Source organism: Streptomyces sp. NPDC006687, from assembly GCF_040636215.1.
In the GTDB taxonomy this organism is placed as follows: Bacteria; Actinomycetota; Actinomycetes; order Streptomycetales; family Streptomycetaceae; genus Streptomyces.
This window is the reverse complement of the sequence record NZ_JBEYJJ010000007.1, coordinates 166,683-184,136: the sequence shown is the minus strand read 5'-3', so window position 1 is coordinate 184,136 and position 17,454 is coordinate 166,683. Positions and strand designations below refer to the sequence as shown.

Sequence of the window (17,454 nt, the reverse complement as noted above, 5' to 3'; positions counted from 1 at the left end):
AGTCGTTCGATGAGCGAGCACCGCCGCAAACCGCCGCAGCCCCAGGGCGGCGGCCGCGCCGCGTCCCACAGGGCTGCCCAGCAGCACCCCGGACGGGGCACCGGTCCCGGACGGGAGGCCCCCGGCGCGCCGCCCGGCGGGGCCTACGGGGACCCCAGCGTCCACGGCAACCGCGCCGACGCCCGCCGGTCCGCCCAGCGGCCCGCCACCGGCCGCGGGCGCCCAGGTGGGAGCGGGGGCGGCGGCCGTAAGAGGTTCATCGACTACCCCCGCGCCGGCAAGAGCGGCTGGAAGCGGTTCGTACCCTCCTGGAAGCTGGTCGGCGGAAGCCTCCTGGGGTTCTTCGCCGTCATCATCGCCGGGGCCGGCGTCGGCATCGCCATGGTCGGCACCCCCGACGTGAACAAGGCGGCCAAGGCGCAGAACAACGTCTTCCAGTGGGCCGACGGCACGCAGATGGTCGCCACCGGCGGGTCCACGAACCGCCAGATCGTCACGATCGACCAGATTCCGATGTCGATGCGGAACGCGGTGATCGCGGCGGAGAACGAGTCCTTCGAAACGGACAAAGGTGTCGACCCGATGGGTATCGCCCGCGCCGTGGTGAACATGGCGACGGGCGGTTCCACCCAGGGTGGATCCACCATCACTCAGCAGTACGTCAAGAACATGTACCTCGACTCCGAGCAGACGCTGAAGCGCAAGGTCACCGAGCTCTTCATCGCGATCAAGCTGGGTACCACCGAGGAGAAGGACACCGTCCTCGCCGGCTACCTGAACACGGCCTACTTCGGCCGCGACGCCTACGGCATCCAGGCCGCCGCCCGCGCCTACTTCGGCAAGGACGCCAAGGACCTCAACCCCTCCGAGAGCGCCTTCCTCGCCGCCCTGCTCAAGGGCCCCAACCTCTACAACCCGGACGGCGGCATCGGCTCCGCTGCCACCCCCGAGGCCAACGAGAAGCGCGCCCGGGCCCGCTGGGCGTGGGTGCTCGACCGCGAGGTCGCCGTGCACCGCATGGAGCCGTCCGAGCGCGCCCAGTACAAGGACTTCCCCGCCCGGGTGGACCTCGCCCAGGCCAGCGGTATGACGGGCCAGACCGGCTACCTGGTCGAGGTGGCCAAGGCGTACGTCATGAAGACGGCCGACATCAGCGCCGAGAAGATGGCCCTCGGCGGCTACACCATCCGCACCACCTTCCAGAAGCCCAAGGTGGACGCGCTGACCAAGGCGGTCGAGGACACCCGCAACGACTTCCTCGACGAGAAGAAGCGGCCCGAGTACGACACCTTCGTGCAGTTCGGTGCCGCCTCCGTCGACGTGAAGACCGGGGCGATCGTGGCCCTGTACGGCGGGCCCGGCTGGGACCACAAGCACTTCACCAACAACGCCAACACCTCCGGCGTCCCCGTCGGCTCGACCTGGAAGCCGTACGTACTGGCCGCGGCCATGGAGTACGGCACGCAGAACTCCAAGGGCGCGGGCATCTCGCCGAGCAGCAAGTACAACGCCAACGACAACACGGTGATCAACGACCGTTCCGGCAAGCCGCTGCTCGGCCCCGACGGCCAGCCGTTCAAGCAGAAGAACGAGAGCGAGTACCCCTACGGCTACGTGACGCTGAACGAGGCGATGGAGAAGTCCATCAACGTCCCGTTCGCGCAGCTCGTCTTCGACGTCGGCCACAGCAAGGTCCGCCAGGTCGCGAAGGCCACCGGCATCCTGGACGAGTCGATGGACGAGAACAACAACGCCTCCTTCGCCCTCGGCACCTCGACTCCCAGCGCCATCCGTATGGCCGACTCCTACGCCACCTTCGCGGCGTCCGGGACGCACCACGAGCCCTTCTCCGTGCTGGCGGTCACGAAGGACGGTGTGAAGGTTCCCGGATTCGAGACTCCCAAGGAGTCCCGGGCCATGGACAACTCCGTCGCGGACAACATCACCAAGGTGCTGCGCAACGTCGTGGAGAACGGCACCGGCACCAAGGCCAAGAAGCTGGGCCGGCCGGCGGCGGGCAAGACCGGTACCACGGACCAGAACAAGTCGGCCTGGTTCGTGGGCTACACCCCGGAGCTGTCCACCTCGGTCACCCTCTTCCGCAGCGACCCGACCTCCAAGGACAAGAAGCTCATGTCCATGAACCACGTGGGCGGTGTCGACTCCATCCACGGTGGTGACATCCCCGCGGTGATCTGGACGGAGTACATGCGCGAGGCCCTCAAGGGAACCCCGGTCAAGGACTTCCCGGAGGCCGAGGACATCGGCGTCGTCGCCGACGCCGCCGGCGCCCCCTCGCCGAGCCCCTCGGCGGCCGTGTCGCCCTCCACCTCGCCGTCGTCCTCCCCCTCGCCCTCGCCGTCCACGTCCGTGTCGCCCTCCCCCTCGCAGGGCGGCAAGCCGTGCAAGCCCAGGCCGTGGAACCTGAACTGCGACCCGCAGACCGCGGCCGGTACGAGCACCGGTGCGGGCGGCGACACCACCGGCGGGAGCACCGACGTGCCGACCACACCCCCGCCGGGCCGCCCGGGCCGCCAGGGCGGCACCACCAGCTGGGGCAGCATCATGGGCACCCAGGGCTGATCCGCCCACCCGCTTTGCCGAGGGCCGTCGCACACCGTGCGGCGGCCCTCCCCCGTCCCCGGGCCGGTACGGCAGGATGAGCCCCATGACCCAGGTGCACGAGGACCGGCCGCCCGTATCGCCCACGCGGGAGGACGAGGTCGCCGCCGCCGGCAGCGAACTCATCGGCGGGCCGGTCGGCCGCCACATCCGGCCCGGAGGCCACTGGCTGACCGCGGTGCGCGTCGTGGTCCTGGTGGCCCTCGGGATGTTCGCGCTCGGCATGGTGCAGAAGCTGCCCTGCTACGACTGGGCCTGGTTCCAGGGGGCGGGCTCGCAGTACACCCACGCCTGCTACTCCGACATCCCGCACCTGTACTCCGCCCGCGGCTTCGCCGACGGCCTCGTGCCCTACCGCGACCGGTTCCCCGACCTGGCGGTCGATCCCAAGTACGGCGGCATGCAGTACCTGGAGTACCCGGTCCTCACCGGGGCCTTCATGCAGGTGGCGGCCTGGCTGACCCCCTCGTCCGGGGCCCTGCAGCACCGCGAGCAGATGTACTGGATGGTCAACGCGGGCATGCTCATGGCCTGCGCCGCGGTCATCGCCGTCTGCGTCACCCGCACCCACCGCCGCCGCCCCTGGGACGCCCTGCTCCTGGCCCTGGCCCCCGCCTTCGCGCTCAACGCGACCATCAACTGGGACCTGCCGGCCGTCGCCCTCGCCGCCGCCGCGATGCTGATGTGGTCGCGCGGCCGCCCGCTTCTCAGCGGCGTCCTCATCGGCCTGGCCACCGCGGCCAAGCTGTACCCCGCGCTGCTCCTCGGCGTGCTGTTCGTCCTGTGCTGGCGGGCCGGGAAGTGGCGCGCGTTCGGGGCCGCCGCCGCGGGCGCGGTCGTCTCGTGGCTGGTGGTCGACCTGCCGGTCATGCTCTACGCCTGGGACGGCTGGAAGCGGTTCTACGCGTTCAGCCACGACCGTCCGATCGACTTCGGCTCTGTGTGGCTGCTGATCTCCCAGCGCACCGGCAACCCGCTGGAGGGGGCGAACACCTACGCGACCGGGCTGACGCTACTGCTGTGCCTGGGCATCGGCCTGCTCGCGCTGACGGCCCCCCGGCGGCCCCGTTTCGCCCAGCTGGCCTTCCTGGTCGTGGCCGCCTTCATCCTGGCCAACAAGGTCTACTCGCCGCAGTACGTGCTGTGGCTCGTCCCCCTTGCCGCGCTGGCCCGGCCGCGCTGGCGCGACTTCCTGATCTGGCAGGCCGGCGAGGTCCTGTACTTCCTGGGCATCTGGTTCTACCTCGCCTACACGACCAGCGGGGACAAGCACCAGGGCCTGCCGCTGGAGGGCTACCAGCTGGCCATCGTCATCCACCTGCTGGCCACGCTCTACCTGTGCGCGGTCGTCGTGCGGGACATCCTGCTCCCCGAGCGCGACGTCGTACGGCGCGACGGCTCGGACGACCCCTCCGGCGGTGTGCTGGACGGGGCCCGGGACGTCTTCGTGCTCGGGGAGAGGGCGAAGGCGCCGCGGTACGCGGCGCCTTCGGAGGGACAGCGGGTCGCCTGGGGCGTGGACCCCCGCGACTGACCCGGGCCGGAACCGGCCGGGGTGCGGCTCAGGCGTCGAGCACCCGGTCGAACTGGGTCGTGGTGTGCCGCAGGTGGGCCACCAGCTCGTCGCCCACCTGGGGCTCGGTCGCGTCCGAGGGCACGAACAGGATCGACACCTGCATGTGCGGCGGCTCGGCGAACCAGCGCTGCTTGCCCGCCCAGACGAAGGGCGAGAGGTTGCGGTTGACGGTGGCCAGACCCGCCCGGGCGACGCCCTTGGCGCGCGGCATGACCCCGTGGAGGGCCTTGGGGGCCTCCAGGCCCACCCCGTGCGAGGTGCCGCCGGCGACGACGACCAGCCAGCCGTCGGAGGCGGCCTTCTGCTGGCGGTAGCCGAACCGGTCGCCCTTGGCGACGCGGGTGACGTCCAGGACCGCGCCCCGGTACTGGGTCGCGTCGTGGTCGCCCAGCCACAGGCGCGTACCGATACGGGCCCGGAAGCGGGTCTGCGGGAACTGCTGCTGGAGCCGGGCTAGCTCCTCGGCCCGCAGGTGGCTGACGAACATGGTGTGCAGCGGCAGCCGGGCCGCGCGCAGCCGGTCCATCCAGCCGATGACCTCCTCGACGGCGTCCGAGCCGTCGGGGCGGTCCAGCGGCAGGTGGAGGGCGAAGCCCTCCAGCCGGACGTCCTCGATCGCCGAGTGGAGCAGCCCCAGGCCCTGCTCGGAGATGCCGTGGCGGCGCATCGAGCTCATGCACTCGATGACCACGCGGGCGCCGACCAGTCCGCGGACCCCGTCCACGGAGGACACCGAACGGATCACCCGGTCCGGCAGCGGCACCGGCTCCTCACCACGCCGGAAGGGGGTGAGGACGAGCAGGTCGCCGCCGAAGCGGTCCTTGATGCTCGCGGCCTCGTACGTCGTCCCGACGGCGAGGATGTCGGCGCCCATCCGGGTCGCCTCCTCGCACAGCCGCTCGTGGCCGAAGCCGTAGCCGTTGCCCTTGCAGACGGGGATCAGACCGGGGAACTGGTCGATGACCGTCTTCTGGTGCGCACGCCAGCGCGCGGTGTCGACGTAGAGCGTGAGCGCCATGCCCGTCCGGAACCTCTCTCGGATAGCTGCGTGGTGCAGCGGTGCGGTGTGTGGGGAAGGGGCGGCGTCAGCGACGCGACATGTACATGTCGAGCGCCTTGTGCAGCACCTTGTTGAGCGGGAAGTCCCACTCGCCGACGTACTCGACGGCCTCGCCGCCCGTACCGACCTTGAACTGGATCAGGCCGAACAGGTGGTCGTTCTCGTCCAGGGTGTCACTGATGCCGCGCAGGTCGTAGACGCTGGCACCCAGCGCGTACGAGTCACGCAGCATGCGCCACTGCATGGCGTTGGAAGGCCGGACCTCGCGCTTGTGGTTGGCGGAGGCGCCGTACGAGTACCAGACGTGCTGGCCGACCGTCAGCATGGTCGCGGCAGCGAGGGGTTCACCCTCGTGCTTGGCGATGTACAGCCGCATCCGGTTGGGGTCCTCGGCGTTGAGGGCCGTCCACTGGCGCTGGAAGTAGCTGAGCGGACGCGGGCGGAACTTGTCGCGCTCGGCGGTGATCTCGTAGAGGTACTGCCAGGTGGGCAGGTCCTCGTAGCCGCCCTGGACGACCTCGACGCCGGCCTTCTCGGCCTTCTTGATGTTGCGGCGCCACAGCTGGTTGAAGCCCTTGAGGACGTCGTCCAGCGAACGGTTCGCCAGCGGCACCTGGAAGACGTAGCGGGGCTGGACGTCGCCGAAGCCGGCGCCGCCGTCCTCGCCCTGCTGCCAGCCCATGCGGCGCAGCTTGTCGGACACCTCGAAGGCGCGGGGCTCGATGTACGAAGCCTCCACGTCACGCAGGCGCTTGACCTCGGGGTCCTGGATACCGGCCTTGATGGCGGCGGAGTTCCAGCGGCGGATGACGACGGGCGGGCCCATCTTCACCGTGAAGGCGCCCTGCTGCTTGAGGTGCGCCAGCATCGGCTGGAGCCACTCCTCCAGGTTGGGGGCGTACCAGTTGATGACCGGGCCCTCGGGAAGGTACGCGAGGTAGCGCTTCACCTTGGGCAGCTGGCGGTACAGGACGAGCGCGGCGCCGACGAGCTGACCGGACTTGTCGAACCATCCGAGGTTCTCCGAGCGCCACTCGTTCTTGACGTCGGCCCATGCCGGGACCTGGCAGTGGCTAGCCGAGGGCAGGCTCTGGAGGTACGCCAGATGCTGCTCGCGGCTGATGGTGCTCAGGGACAGGCTCATGCGGGGTGTCTCCTCGGGCGGCTTCGCTGCTATGGCGCGAAGCCTACTGCGACGGGGGCGCCACCCTTCTGGGGGACGGGCCGTAGCCCGGGCCGGTGTCCGGCCGGCGCCTCGCCGAGGAGATCACCCGCTCAGCCCATCAAGCCGCCGAAGAGGCCGCCGTGCGCCATTCCGAGGAAGAAGCCGACGCCAGCCGCGCCTAGGCCGATGATCAGTGCGAAGCGCTCGCGTGTTGTGGCGGAGATGAACTGCCCGTACGCGCCGGTGGCGATCCCGATCAGCCCCGTCCAGGAGCTGAGCAGGTGCAGATTGTGGAAGAACGCAGTGACGAACGCCACGGCGCCGAGGATCAGGGTGACCGCCACCAGGGTGTCCTGGAGGGGGTGGGGCTTGCCGTCGGTCGCGAGCAGGGAGATGGGCGGACGATCCATTGCCTGTGCCATGGAAGGCACCTCCTGGCTGAAGGAGAGCGGCGCTGCGGCACCGCCGCCGGCCGGGGCCGAGGGCATAGCACCGAGCACACCCGATGCCTACAGATTGTGGCCCCCTCCCGCCGGATTTCAACCGGAAGGATTCGAGCAGGTAGTCTGTACGGTCTGCGCGGTGTCTGCTCTCAGGCACCGTGCGGCACGCATCACGACCCTCCTGCCACGGATCGACCGTGGCCGCTGAGTCCAAAGGAGGTGGGTTCCACATGCGTCACTACGAAGTGATGGTCATCCTCGACCCCGATCTCGAGGAGCGCGCTGTCTCCCCGCTGATCGAGAACTTCCTCTCCGTCGTCCGTGAGGGCAACGGAAAGGTCGAGAAGGTCGACACCTGGGGCCGTCGTCGTCTCGCTTACGAGATCAAGAAGAAGCCCGAGGGCATCTACTCGGTCATCGACCTGCAGGCCGAGCCTGCGGTCGTCAAGGAGCTCGACCGCCAGATGAACCTGAACGAGTCGGTTCTCCGGACCAAGGTCCTTCGCCCCGAGACCCACTGAACTCCGGTTCAGCGGTAATCGGGATCGAGTAGCACAGCAGCCCAGCAGCAATCCCCGCCGAGAGGTTCATCCATGGCAGGCGAGACCGTCATCACGGTCGTCGGCAATCTCGTCGACGACCCCGAGCTGCGCTTCACCCCCTCGGGTGCGGCGGTCGCGAAGTTCCGTGTCGCGTCCACCCCCCGCACCTTCGACAAGCAGACCAATGAGTGGAAGGACGGCGAGAGCCTGTTCCTGACCTGCTCGGTCTGGCGTCAGGCGGCGGAGAACGTCGCCGAGTCCCTTCAGCGGGGCATGCGCGTCATCGTGCAGGGCCGGCTGAGGCAGCGGTCGTACGAGGACCGTGAGGGTGTCAAGCGCACGGTCTACGAGCTGGACGTCGAGGAAGTCGGCCCCAGCCTGAAGAACGCCACGGCCAAGGTCGCCAAGACCACCGGTCGCGGTGGCCAGGGTGGGTATGGCGGCGGCGGTCAGCAGCAGGGCGGCGGCGGCTGGGGAGCCCCCAGCGGCGGTCCCCAGGGCGGCGGAGCTCCCTCCGACGACCCGTGGGCGTCCAGCGCGCCGGCCGGCGGCCAGCAGCAGCAGGGCGGGGGCAGCTGGGGCGGAAGCTCCGGCGGCTCCGGCGGCGGCTACTCGGACGAGCCTCCCTTCTAGGGCAGCTCGTAACCCCACTTCTTGATCACACAGGAGAGACACCATGGCGAAGCCGCCTGTGCGCAAGCCTAAGAAGAAGGTCTGCGCGTTCTGCAAGGACAAGACCGCGTACGTGGACTACAAGGACACGAACATGCTGCGGAAGTTCATTTCCGACCGCGGCAAGATCCGTGCCCGCCGCGTTACCGGCAACTGCACGCAGCACCAGCGTGACGTCGCCACGGCCGTGAAGAACAGCCGTGAGATGGCGCTGCTGCCCTACACGTCCACCGCGCGATAAGGAAAGGGTGACCGACTAATGAAGATCATCCTGACCCACGAGGTCTCTGGCCTCGGTACCGCCGGCGATGTCGTCGACGTCAAGGACGGTTACGCTCGCAACTACCTGGTCCCGCGTGGTTTCGCGATCCGCTGGACCAAGGGTGGCGAGAAGGACGTGGCGCAGATCCGCCGCGCCCGCAAGATCCACGAGATCGCGACCATCGAGCAGGCCAACGAGGTCAAGGCCAAGCTCGAAGGCGTGAAGGTCCGTCTGGCCACCCGCGCGGGTGACGCCGGTCGTCTCTTCGGTTCCGTCACCCCGGCCGACATCGCCACGGCGATCGAGGCTTCCGGTGGCCCGAAGGTCGACAAGCGCCGCGTGGAGCTGGGCTCCCCGATCAAGACCCTCGGTTCGTACCAGGTCTCCGTGCGTCTGCACGCCGAGGTCGCCGCGAACGTGGGCATCGAGGTCGTCGCCGCCTAAGGGCAGCGCATGAAGGGCCGCACCCCTGTGGGGTGCGGCCCTTCGTCGTGTCCGCAGACGCTGTGTTTCACGTGAAACGTCGCCGCGGCCGCTCGTGTTTCACGTGAAACACGAGCCGATGCCGCCCGCGGGCCCGGCACTAGCGGGTGGCGCCCGCCACCAGCCAGCGGCCCGAGCGGGCGCGCAGCTGGAGGGTGGCCATGCGGACCACCATCATCAGCGTCATCGCCCACCAGAGCGCCGTCAGGCCACCGCCCAGGACGGGGACGAGCAGCGCGGCCGGGGCGAAGACGGCGAGGGTCAGGAGCATGGCCCGGGCGAGGTAGGGACCGTCGCCGGCTCCCATCAGCACTCCGTCGAGGACGAACACCACCCCGCAGACCGGCTGTGCCAGGGCCACGACCAGCAGTGCGGGAAGCAGCGCGTCCACGACCACCGGGTCGCCGGTGAACAGCGGGACGAACACCGGGCGGCCCAGGACGACCAGCAGCCCCAGGACGACTCCCGAGCCCATGCCCCACCGCACCATGCGGCGGCAGACGGCCCGGGCGCCCTCGGTGTCACCGGCGCCCAGGTAGCGGCCGATGATGGCCTGCCCGGCGATGGCGATGGCGTCGAGGGCGAAGGCCAGCAGGCTCCACAGGGAGAGCGCGATCTGGTGGGCGGCGATGTCGGCGTCGCCGAGGCGGGCCGCGACCGCGGTGGCGATCATCAGGATGGCCCGCAGGGACAGGGTGCGGACCAGGAGCGGCAGCCCGGCCTGGGCGCACGCGCGGATGCCGGCCGCGTCGGGCCGCAAGGAGGCGCCGTGCCGGCGGGCGCCCCGGACCACCACGCAGAGGTAGGCGGCGGCCATGCCGCACTGGGCGGTGACCGTGCCCCAGGCCGATCCCGCGATGCCCAGCCCGGCCCCGTAGACCAGCGCCAGGTTCAGGGCTCCGTTCAGGGCGAAGCCGCCGATGGCCACGTAGAGCGGGGTACGCGTGTCCTGGAGGCCGCGGATGACCCCGGTGGCCGCCAGCACCATGAGCATGGCGGGGATGCCGAGCGCCGAGATGCGCAGGTAGGTGACGGCGTACGGGGCGACGGTGTCCGAGGCGCCGAAGAGGCCGATCAGAGAGGGCGCAGCGGGCAGAACGACCGCGACGACCGCCGCGCCGAGCAGCAGGGCCAGCCAGATGCCGTCCATGCCCTGCCGGATGGCGGCCCGGAGATCGCCGGCGCCCACCCGGCGGGCGACGGCCGCGGTGGTGGCGTAGGCGAGGAAGACGAAGACGCTCACGGCGGTGGTGAGCAGCGCGGCGGCGACGCCGAGGCCGGCCAGCTGGGGGGTGCCGAGGTGCCCCACGATGGCACTGTCGGCCATCACGAACAGGGGCTCGGCGACGAGGGCGCCGAAGGCCGGGAGGGCGAGGGAGAGTATCTCGCGGTCGTGCCGTCTCGGGGCGGCCGTCTCAGCCGTGGGGGCCAGTCTCATGTGTTCAATCTAATCTTCCACAGGTAATGGACGCAAGCCATCTGAGATCCTTACCGAGGCGCTGACTTGGGCGTTCGTGCCGCCCCGTTGGGGGCGATCTTGAAACGCGGGTGAAGATTTTTCCGCGCGACCGGCCGTGGACGGGGAAACCGCAGGTCAGCCTGGGTGTGGAGGCGATGCCAGTGATTTTGTCCACAGCGTCGTCCCCCGCTGTGTGCACAGCTTCGGGCGACTTACCCACAGCATTGGGTCCGTCGTCCACATGTCATCCACACAGCCTGTGGATAACCGGATTGGCTGACGCCGCCCACGGCCCTACCGTTGGGCGTTGCCCGACGCGCCGAGCGCCGATCCGGGCGTCCCAAATGTCAGAGCCGTGTCGTAGAAAGAGTGACACGGCGAGGTCCGCGTTGCGGACGGGAGGAGGCGCCCCGGTGAGCATGCCCGAGCCCATGGACGACCCCTGGGCGGACAGCGGCCCCAGCGACCGTCTCCCGGCCCGTTCGCGCCGGAGCGGCGAGGGCCGTGGCCGGGGCGGGGACGAGGACCGCGACCGGGGCCGCGAGGGCGGCGCCTGGGACGGCGGGGGCGGCGGCTTCGAGCGCGTCCCGCCCCAGGACCTCGACGCCGAGCAGTCCGTGCTGGGCGGCATGCTGCTGTCCAAGGACGCCATCGCCGATGTGGTCGAGGTCCTCAAGGGCCACGACTTCTACCGCCCGTCGCACGAGACCATCTACCAGGCCATCCTCGACCTGTACGCCAAGGGCGAGCCGGCCGACCCCATCACCGTCGGCGCCGAGCTCACCCGGCGCGGAGAGATCAGCAAGGTCGGCGGGGCCTCGTACCTGCACACCCTGGTCCAGTCCGTCCCGACCGCGGCCAACGCCGAGTACTACGCGGAGATCGTCCACGAGCGGGCCGTCCTGCGCCGCCTCGTCGCGGCCGGTACGAAGATCACGCAGATGGGATACGCGGCGGACGGCGACGTCGACGAGATCGTCAACAGCGCCCAGGCCGAGATCTACGCCGTCACCGAGCAGCGGACCTCCGAGGACTACCTGCCCCTCGGCGACATCATGGAGGGCGCGCTCGACGAGATCGAGGCCATCGGGTCGCGCTCCGGCCAGATGTCGGGCGTGCCGACCGGATTCACCGACCTGGACTCCCTCACCAACGGCCTGCACCCGGGCCAGATGATCGTCATCGCCGCCCGCCCCGCCATGGGCAAGTCGACGCTCGCCCTGGACTTCGCCCGGGCCTGCTCCATCAAGAGCAACCTGCCGAGCGTCATCTTCTCCCTCGAAATGGGCCGCAACGAGATCGCCATGCGCCTGCTCTCCGCGGAAGCCCGGGTGGCGCTGCACCACATGCGCTCCGGCACCATGACCGACGACGACTGGACCCGGCTCGCCCGCCGGATGCCCGACGTCTCGGCCGCGCCGCTGTACATCGACGACTCCCCGAACCTGTCGATGATGGAGATCCGGGCCAAGTGCCGCCGGCTCAAGCAGCGCAACGACCTCTCGCTCGTGGTGATCGACTACCTCCAGCTGATGCAGTCGGGCGGCTCGCGCCGGCCCGAGAGCCGCCAGCAGGAGGTCTCGGACATGTCCCGAAACCTCAAGCTGCTGGCCAAGGAGCTGGAGGTGCCGGTGATCGCTCTCTCCCAGCTGAACCGTGGTCCCGAACAGCGCACCGACAAGAAGCCGATGGTCTCCGACCTGCGTGAGTCCGGCTCCATCGAGCAGGACGCCGACATGGTGATCCTGCTGCACCGCGAGGACGCGTACGAGAAGGAGTCCCCCCGCGCGGGCGAGGCGGACCTGATCGTCGCCAAGCACCGAAACGGCCCGACGGCCACCATCACGGTGGCCTTCCAGGGCCACTACTCCCGCTTCGTGGACATGGCCAACACGTAGCGGACCCGTGGGCGTTGCCGGCCTGCCCCGGCCGGTGGGTAGAGTCACGGCGACGATCAAGGAAACGGGGTTCAAGCGATCATGGACGCGCTCTCTGAAGACCTGGAACTGCTGCCTTCCACCCGGCGTGCGCTGAGCCACCGGATCGCCGTCGCGCAGAGCGAGGGCCGGGCCCCGTCCGTGGTGGCGGCCGTCGTACGCGGCGGGCAGGTGGTCTGGGAGGGCTCGCGGACCTCCGTCGAGGGCCACGGCCCCGACGGGGACGTGCAGTACCGCGTCGGATCGATCACCAAGACCTTCACGGCGGTCCTCGTGATGCGCCTGCGGGACGAGGGGCTGCTGGCGCTCTCGGACCCGCTGGGCAAGCACCTGCCCGGAAGCGGTGCCGATGAGGTGACCATCGCCCAGCTGCTGTCCCACAGCGCGGGACTGGCGGCCGAGACGCCCGGAGAATGGTGGGAGCGTACCCCGGCCGCCCAGCGGCCCGGACTCGCCGAGGTGCTGGGCGAGAAGCCGTTCAAGCACACCCCCGGCAGCCGGCACCACTACTCCAACCCCGGTTACACCCTGCTGGGCTCGCTGGTCGAGGCGCTGCGCGGAAAGCCCTGGGAGGAGGCGCTGCGGACCGAGGTCCTGGAGCCGCTGGGCCTGCACCGTACGAGCGCGCACCCGCAGGCCCCGCACGCGGGCGGCTGGGCGGTGCACCCCTGGGCGGACGTGATGATGCCCGAGCCGGCGGAGGACCTCGGACTGATGGCCGCGGCCGGCCAGCTGTGGTCGACGACCCGTGATCTGGCCCGGTTCGCGGTGCTGCTGACGCACGGCGACGAGCGGGTGCTGAGCGCGGAGAGCGTACGGGAGATGCGGACCTCGGCGGCGCCCCCGGAGCCCGGGCTCGCCGACCTGGGCTACGGGCTGGGGCTCCAGCTGGCGGACCAGCGCGGGCGGCGGCTCGTCGGGCACGGCGGTTCGCTCCCCGGCTTCGTCGCCGGGCTCTGGCTGAGCGAGGCCGACGATGTGGCGGCCGTGGTATTGGCGAACTGCACCTCGGGCGTGGCGGCCTCGACGGTGGCCACCGACCTGCTCGCCATCGTGGCGGAGGCGGAGCCCCGGTTCCCCGCGCCGTGGCGGCCGTTCGCGGAGGCCGACCAGGTTCCGCTGGAGCTCTGCGGCGTCTGGTACTGGGGCACCGCCGCGCACTCCCTGCGGTTGAAGTCCGACGGTGTGCTGGAACTGGGCCCGGTGGGCGTGACGGGACGGTCGGCCCGGTTCCGCGCGGCGCCCGACGGCACGTGGACGGGCCTGACGGGCTACTACGCCGGCGAGACCCTGAGGGCCGTACGGCGGGAGGACGGCTCTCTCAGCCACCTCGACCTGGCCTCGTTCGTCTTCACGCGCGAGCCCTACGACCCGCAGGCCCCGGTGCCCGGAGGGGTGGACCCGCAGGGCTGGCGCGGCATCGGCTGACCTTCCCCGTCGGCCTCCGGCCCGGTCAGAGCTGGAGCTTGAACCCGACACGGGAAGGGGCGAAACCGGGGCGCTCGTGGCAGCGGTGGGCATCGGTGCGGGTCACGTCCGAGGTGAGCTGCACCCCTGCCCGGGGATCTCGGTCAGGGTCGGATCTCCTCCCGTCAGCCGGCGGCGACGGTGAGCGGGGCCCAGCGGCGGGTCCAGTCACCGGGCAGGCCGGGGATGTCCCGGGTCATGACCGCGTTGAAGGCCAGGGATTCCAGGCCGCGATCCTTGAGCCAGGAGATGAGTTCCTCGTGGCGTACGTCGACGTCCGTGCGCAGGGGCCGCTCGGTGGTCGAGGCCAGGACCGACACCAGCGCCTGCGCGGTTGCGGTGTCCCGGGCGATCAGGGGGCCGACGACATGGGTGTCCATGTTGGGCCAGACGGCGGCGTAGCCGATGAGCGCGCCGGAGCCGTCCTCGGCGACGAGGAGGCGGTCCGTGAAGGCCGGCAGGCGCGTGATCATGTGGGTCCGGTCGGTGCCGAACACCTCGGTGTCCAGCCGGATGATCGCGGGGAGGTCCTCGGCGGTGGCCGGCCGGACCGGGATGGCGTTGGATCCCGTCAGGTCGGGATCAGGGCGGAAGGCGCCGCGGAGCATCTCCGCCCGGCCCGTGGTGGCGAAGCCGAGCTCTTCGTAGAGCGGGCGCCCGTACGGAGTGGCGTGCAGGGTGAGCGGTACACCGGCCAGGACCTCGTCGCAGATGTACCTCATGAGGCGGCGGCCCAGGCCCTGGCGGGCGAACCGCTCGGCGACGAGGACCATCCCGATGGCGGCGAGATCCGGTGTGGCCCGGCTGTCCCCATAGGTGGTCACGACGCAGGCCGCGGCGAGGCCCCGTCCGTCGGGCGCGTCGATGCCGTACCCGGTTCCCGCGGTGAGGAGTAGCCCCCACTTGTGGTCCTCCCGCGGCCAGCCGCGGTCCTGGGACAGATCGGCGCAGTGGCGGAGGTCGCCCGGGGTGAGGGCGCGGATCGGCAGATCGGTGAGCAGTGGTGGTGTCACCGGCCCAGAGTGGATCATCGGCTCGCCGGGCGTCCAGGGGATTCCGATATCCGGCCGGTCGACCTTCCGGAGGGACCCCGCCGGTGTTTCACGTGAAACCTGGCGACGTTTCACGTGAAACACCGGCACTTCACGCCGTGTTTCACGTGAAACACGGCCCCCCGCGCCGAGCGCAGCGGCTAGCCTCCACCGCTATGACGCTGCTGCACCTGTTCGATCTCGATGGCACCCTGATGTACGGCTCCGCCGCTCCGGTCGAAATCTCCCGGCAGCTCGGACTGGAGGCCGAGATCGCGGAGCTGGAACGGGCTTTCGGCGCCAAGGAGATCGGCCCTCAGGACTTCTCGCAGGCGGTGCGCGAGATGTGGGCCGACCTGACACCCCTGCACGTACGGGCGGCCTTCGACGGAGCCCCCTGGCTGGCTGGCATCCGCGACGTCTGGCAGGAGATCAGCGAGCGCGGGGACTACTGCGCGGTGATTTCTCTGTCCCCGTCCTTCTTCGTCGAGCTCCTGCTGGAGTGGGGCGCCCATGCGGCGCACGGCTCGGTCTTCCCCGAGGTGCCCTTCACCCGGCCCGTCGACGTGGCGGGGATCCTGACCCCGGAGGGCAAGCTGACGGTCGCGGACCGCCTCTGCGAGCGGTTCGGGGTGACCCGGGCCGACTGTGTGGCGTACGGGGACTCGATGACCGACGCGGTCCTTTTCGGTGCCCTCCCCCGGTCGGTGGCGGTGAACGCACGGCCGTACCTCGTGGAGCGGGCCACTCATGTCTACGAGGGCCGTGATCTTCGGGAGGCGTACCAGCTTTTGGGTCCGTGACCTTGGGGCATACCAGCACGTGGGGAGGTGCGCCCGGGAGTCGGAGCATCTTAGGGGGATCGTGGGTTCGATGCCCGGCTTTTCCCCATTCCCCCACAGCGCGCTCGTTCGACTGGCACGCTGTGGAACCCGGAACCACGGATAAAGGCCGTGGCGTGTGAGACCCGACCGAGATGTTCGAAGCGAGGCACCGCATGGACCTTCCGCCCACCAGATCGGCGAGACCGACGGGCTGGATACCTTCCGGGGGCGGTGGGGCCGGACCCTCCCCCGACGCCGTCCTCATCCGCCGGACCCTGGCCGAGGTCGAGCCCGTCGCCGACAAGGTGACCTCCTACTTCTACGCGCTGTTCTTCACCGGGCACCCCGAAGTGCGGGAGCTGTTCCCCGCGGCCATGGACGTCCAGCGGGACCGGCTGCTGAAGGCCCTGCTCACGGCGGCCGAGCACATCGACGACCCGGCGGTCCTCACCCCCTATCTGCGCCGGCTCGGCACGGGGCACCGCAAATACGGCACCATGCCCACGCACTACCCCGCGGTCGGGGAGGCGCTGCTCGGAGCTCTGGCCCGGTACGCGGAGTCCACCTGGGGACCGGAGGCGGAGGCCGCCTGGGTACGCGCCTACACCGTGATCTCACAGACCATGATCGACGCGGCGGCGGAGGACGAGCTGAAGGCCCCCGCGTGGTGGCAGGCGGAGGTCGTCGCGCACGAGCTGCGCACCTCGGACATCGCGGTCCTGACCGTGCGCACCGACCAGCCGTACCCGTTCCTCGCGGGCCAGTACACGACCCTGGAGACCCCGTGGTGGCCACGGGTGTGGCGGCACTACTCCTTCGCCTCGGCGCCGCGCGCCGACGGCCTGCTGTCCTTCCACGTGAAGGCCGTACCGGCCGGCTGGGTCTCCAACGCCCTGGTGCGGAAGGCCCGCCCGGGCGATGTCCTGCGGCTGGGCCCCCCGGCCGGGTCGATGGTGGTGGACCACAGCACCGACAACGGGATGCTGTGCCTGGGAGGCGGGACCGGTATCGCCCCGATCAAGGCACTGATCGAGGACGTGGCCGAGCACGGGGCTCGCCGTCGAGTGGAGGTCTTCTTCGGGGCGCGCAGGGACGACGACCTCTACGACAAGGACACCCTGCTGGGCTTGCAGCGCTCCCACCCGTGGCTGTCGGTCCGCCCGGTGGTCGGAGAGGGAATGGCGGGCCAGCTGCCGCACGCGGTCGGGGAGCACGGGCCCTGGAGCTCGTACGACGCCTTCATCTCCGGGCCGCCCGCGATGATCCGCAGCGGTGTGGACGCGCTGAAGCGCATCGGGATCCCCGGCGAGCGCATCCGCTACGACGCGCTGGAGGAGCTGGCGGGCGTGGCCGGCTGAAGACCGGCGCGGGCCCGCCAGCCGGCCGGCGTGCTCAGCCCAGGTCGGGGGCGTGCATGGCGCGCACCCCCTCGATGTTGCCGTCCAGGTAGTGGCGCAGCGAGAGCGGGACGAGATGGACGGCGGCGATGCCGACGCGGCTGAAGGGCACGCGGACGATCTCGTACTCGCCCTGGGGGTCGTCGACCTCGGGGCCGTGCCGCCGGTCGGGGTCCATGGATGCGAGGTGGCAGACGAAGAAGTGCTGCACCTTCACCCCGGTCACTCCGCCGGCGCCGATGTGCTCGACGGTGTCGACGAAACAGGGCACCACGTCGGTGATCTTCGCGCCCAGCTCCTCGTCGAGTTCTCTGTGGAGGGCGTCCACGACGGTGGCGTCGGAGGGTTCCACGCCGCCGCCCGGGGTGAGCCAGTACGGATCGACGCCTGGCTTGGTGCGTTTGATGAGGATCAGGTCGTCACCGTCGAGCAGGATCGCGCGGGCGGTGCGTTTGACCACGGGACGTTCGGTCATGGGAGAAGAGTGGCCCACGCCCGCCCCTCTGAAACGCGC

General features: G+C 70.4%; 16 protein-coding genes and 1 pseudogene. 10 read left to right on the top strand and 7 right to left on the bottom strand.

The window, feature by feature from the left end:
- The first annotated feature begins 9 nt into the window (after positions 1-9).
- Both ABZ716_RS11700 and ABZ716_RS11695 read left to right on the top strand, forming a co-directional pair.
- On the top strand, positions 10-2,583 hold the full coding sequence (locus ABZ716_RS11700) for a transglycosylase domain-containing protein (RefSeq protein WP_358958318.1): 2,574 nt from the start codon (positions 10-12) through the stop codon (positions 2,581-2,583).
- Between the two features lie 85 nt (positions 2,584-2,668).
- Entirely contained in the window at positions 2,669-4,156 is a 1,488-nt protein-coding gene (locus ABZ716_RS11695) for a glycosyltransferase 87 family protein (RefSeq protein ID WP_358958315.1), read from the top strand.
- A gap of 28 nt (positions 4,157-4,184) precedes the next feature.
- On the opposite strand, the gene ABZ716_RS11690 is transcribed toward ABZ716_RS11695, so the two are convergent.
- The 3 genes from ABZ716_RS11690 to ABZ716_RS11680 all read right to left on the bottom strand — a co-directional run bounded on the left by ABZ716_RS11690 (position 4,185) and on the right by ABZ716_RS11680 (position 6,845).
- Positions 4,185-5,216 (bottom strand): alanine racemase, encoded by a 1,032-nt coding sequence (locus ABZ716_RS11690; protein ID WP_358958312.1) that lies wholly within the window; start codon positions 5,214-5,216, stop codon positions 4,185-4,187.
- Between the two features lie 67 nt (positions 5,217-5,283).
- Positions 5,284-6,402 carry a peptidoglycan bridge formation glycyltransferase FemA/FemB family protein gene (locus tag ABZ716_RS11685; protein ID WP_358809729.1) on the bottom strand — a complete coding sequence of 373 codons (1,119 nt, stop codon included), beginning with the start codon at positions 6,400-6,402 and terminating at the stop codon, positions 5,284-5,286.
- A 131-nt stretch (positions 6,403-6,533) separates the two neighbouring features.
- Complete coding sequence (locus tag ABZ716_RS11680; RefSeq protein ID WP_358958310.1) at positions 6,534-6,845, bottom strand: hypothetical protein; 312 nt, start codon at positions 6,843-6,845, stop codon at positions 6,534-6,536.
- Positions 6,846-7,096: 251 nt separating this feature from the next.
- Here ABZ716_RS11680 and rpsF point away from each other — a divergent pair, with 251 nt between their 5' ends.
- From rpsF to rplI, 4 genes are all read left to right on the top strand, one after another.
- Positions 7,097-7,387: a 30S ribosomal protein S6 gene (gene rpsF / locus ABZ716_RS11675; protein WP_004950685.1), complete on the top strand. Its 291-nt coding sequence runs from the start codon at positions 7,097-7,099 to the stop codon at positions 7,385-7,387.
- Between the two features lie 72 nt (positions 7,388-7,459).
- Complete coding sequence (locus tag ABZ716_RS11670; protein ID WP_351877613.1) at positions 7,460-8,041, top strand: single-stranded DNA-binding protein; 582 nt, start codon at positions 7,460-7,462, stop codon at positions 8,039-8,041.
- 43 nt (positions 8,042-8,084) lie between these two features.
- Complete coding sequence (rpsR, locus tag ABZ716_RS11665) at positions 8,085-8,321, top strand: 30S ribosomal protein S18 (protein WP_005315025.1); 237 nt, start codon at positions 8,085-8,087, stop codon at positions 8,319-8,321.
- Between the two features lie 18 nt (positions 8,322-8,339).
- The gene (gene rplI / locus ABZ716_RS11660) at positions 8,340-8,786 is read left to right on the top strand and encodes a 50S ribosomal protein L9 (RefSeq protein WP_351877611.1); all 447 of its coding nucleotides are present in this window, start codon (positions 8,340-8,342) and stop codon (positions 8,784-8,786) included.
- Positions 8,787-8,925: 139 nt separating this feature from the next.
- Here the strand turns inward: rplI and ABZ716_RS11655 are convergent, their stop codons facing one another.
- A complete protein-coding gene (locus tag ABZ716_RS11655; protein ID WP_358958307.1) occupies positions 8,926-10,263 on the bottom strand; it encodes an MATE family efflux transporter in 1,338 nt (445 codons plus the stop codon).
- Positions 10,264-10,715: 452 nt separating this feature from the next.
- Here ABZ716_RS11655 and dnaB point away from each other — a divergent pair, with 452 nt between their 5' ends.
- Both dnaB and ABZ716_RS11645 read left to right on the top strand, forming a co-directional pair.
- Positions 10,716-12,182, top strand: a complete 1,467-nt coding sequence (dnaB, locus tag ABZ716_RS11650; RefSeq protein WP_351877944.1) for a replicative DNA helicase — start codon at positions 10,716-10,718, stop codon at positions 12,180-12,182.
- An 81-nt stretch (positions 12,183-12,263) separates the two neighbouring features.
- Entirely contained in the window at positions 12,264-13,649 is a 1,386-nt protein-coding gene (locus tag ABZ716_RS11645; protein ID WP_358958305.1) for a serine hydrolase domain-containing protein, read from the top strand.
- A 25-nt stretch (positions 13,650-13,674) separates the two neighbouring features.
- Here ABZ716_RS11645 and ABZ716_RS11640 read toward each other — a convergent pair.
- Positions 13,675-13,773: pseudogene (locus tag ABZ716_RS11640) on the bottom strand (GNAT family N-acetyltransferase); the annotation flags it as partial.
- A gap of 40 nt (positions 13,774-13,813) precedes the next feature.
- A complete protein-coding gene (locus ABZ716_RS11635; protein WP_358958301.1) occupies positions 13,814-14,701 on the bottom strand; it encodes a GNAT family N-acetyltransferase in 888 nt (295 codons plus the stop codon).
- 194 nt (positions 14,702-14,895) lie between these two features.
- On the opposite strand from ABZ716_RS11635, the gene ABZ716_RS11630 reads away from it, so the two are divergent.
- Both ABZ716_RS11630 and ABZ716_RS11625 read left to right on the top strand, forming a co-directional pair.
- Positions 14,896-15,522: a haloacid dehalogenase-like hydrolase gene (locus tag ABZ716_RS11630; RefSeq protein ID WP_358809734.1), complete on the top strand. Its 627-nt coding sequence runs from the start codon at positions 14,896-14,898 to the stop codon at positions 15,520-15,522.
- Positions 15,523-15,695: 173 nt separating this feature from the next.
- The gene (locus tag ABZ716_RS11625; protein WP_358809735.1) at positions 15,696-16,901 is read left to right on the top strand and encodes a globin domain-containing protein; all 1,206 of its coding nucleotides are present in this window, start codon (positions 15,696-15,698) and stop codon (positions 16,899-16,901) included.
- A gap of 34 nt (positions 16,902-16,935) precedes the next feature.
- Here ABZ716_RS11625 and ABZ716_RS11620 read toward each other — a convergent pair whose 3' ends face one another.
- Positions 16,936-17,415 carry an NUDIX hydrolase gene (locus tag ABZ716_RS11620; RefSeq protein WP_351877599.1) on the bottom strand — a complete coding sequence of 160 codons (480 nt, stop codon included), beginning with the start codon at positions 17,413-17,415 and terminating at the stop codon, positions 16,936-16,938.
- Positions 17,416-17,454 lie beyond the last annotated feature (39 nt).

Bases quoted from the DNA above. Each gene is read 5' to 3' on its own strand.
- ABZ716_RS11695 (WP_358958315.1), top strand. From the start codon at position 2,669: ATGACCCAGGTGCACGAGGACCGGCCGCCCGTATCGCCCACGCGGGAG.
- ABZ716_RS11680 (WP_358958310.1), bottom strand. From the start codon at position 6,845: ATGGCACAGGCAATGGATCGTCCGCCCATCTCCCTGCTCGCGACCGAC.
- ABZ716_RS11685 (WP_358809729.1), bottom strand. From the start codon at position 6,402: ATGAGCCTGTCCCTGAGCACCATCAGCCGCGAGCAGCATCTGGCGTAC.
- ABZ716_RS11625 (WP_358809735.1), top strand. From the start codon at position 15,696: ATGTTCGAAGCGAGGCACCGCATGGACCTTCCGCCCACCAGATCGGCG.
- ABZ716_RS11700 (WP_358958318.1), top strand. From the start codon at position 10: ATGAGCGAGCACCGCCGCAAACCGCCGCAGCCCCAGGGCGGCGGCCGC.
- rpsR (WP_005315025.1), top strand. From the start codon at position 8,085: ATGGCGAAGCCGCCTGTGCGCAAGCCTAAGAAGAAGGTCTGCGCGTTC.
- ABZ716_RS11670 (WP_351877613.1), top strand. From the start codon at position 7,460: ATGGCAGGCGAGACCGTCATCACGGTCGTCGGCAATCTCGTCGACGAC.
- ABZ716_RS11620 (WP_351877599.1), bottom strand. From the start codon at position 17,415: ATGACCGAACGTCCCGTGGTCAAACGCACCGCCCGCGCGATCCTGCTC.
- ABZ716_RS11645 (WP_358958305.1), top strand. From the start codon at position 12,264: ATGGACGCGCTCTCTGAAGACCTGGAACTGCTGCCTTCCACCCGGCGT.
- rplI (WP_351877611.1), top strand. From the start codon at position 8,340: ATGAAGATCATCCTGACCCACGAGGTCTCTGGCCTCGGTACCGCCGGC.
- ABZ716_RS11655 (WP_358958307.1), bottom strand. From the start codon at position 10,263: ATGAGACTGGCCCCCACGGCTGAGACGGCCGCCCCGAGACGGCACGAC.
- rpsF (WP_004950685.1), top strand. From the start codon at position 7,097: ATGCGTCACTACGAAGTGATGGTCATCCTCGACCCCGATCTCGAGGAG.
- ABZ716_RS11690 (WP_358958312.1), bottom strand. From the start codon at position 5,216: ATGGCGCTCACGCTCTACGTCGACACCGCGCGCTGGCGTGCGCACCAG.
- dnaB (WP_351877944.1), top strand. From the start codon at position 10,716: ATGGACGACCCCTGGGCGGACAGCGGCCCCAGCGACCGTCTCCCGGCC.
- ABZ716_RS11630 (WP_358809734.1), top strand. From the start codon at position 14,896: ATGACGCTGCTGCACCTGTTCGATCTCGATGGCACCCTGATGTACGGC.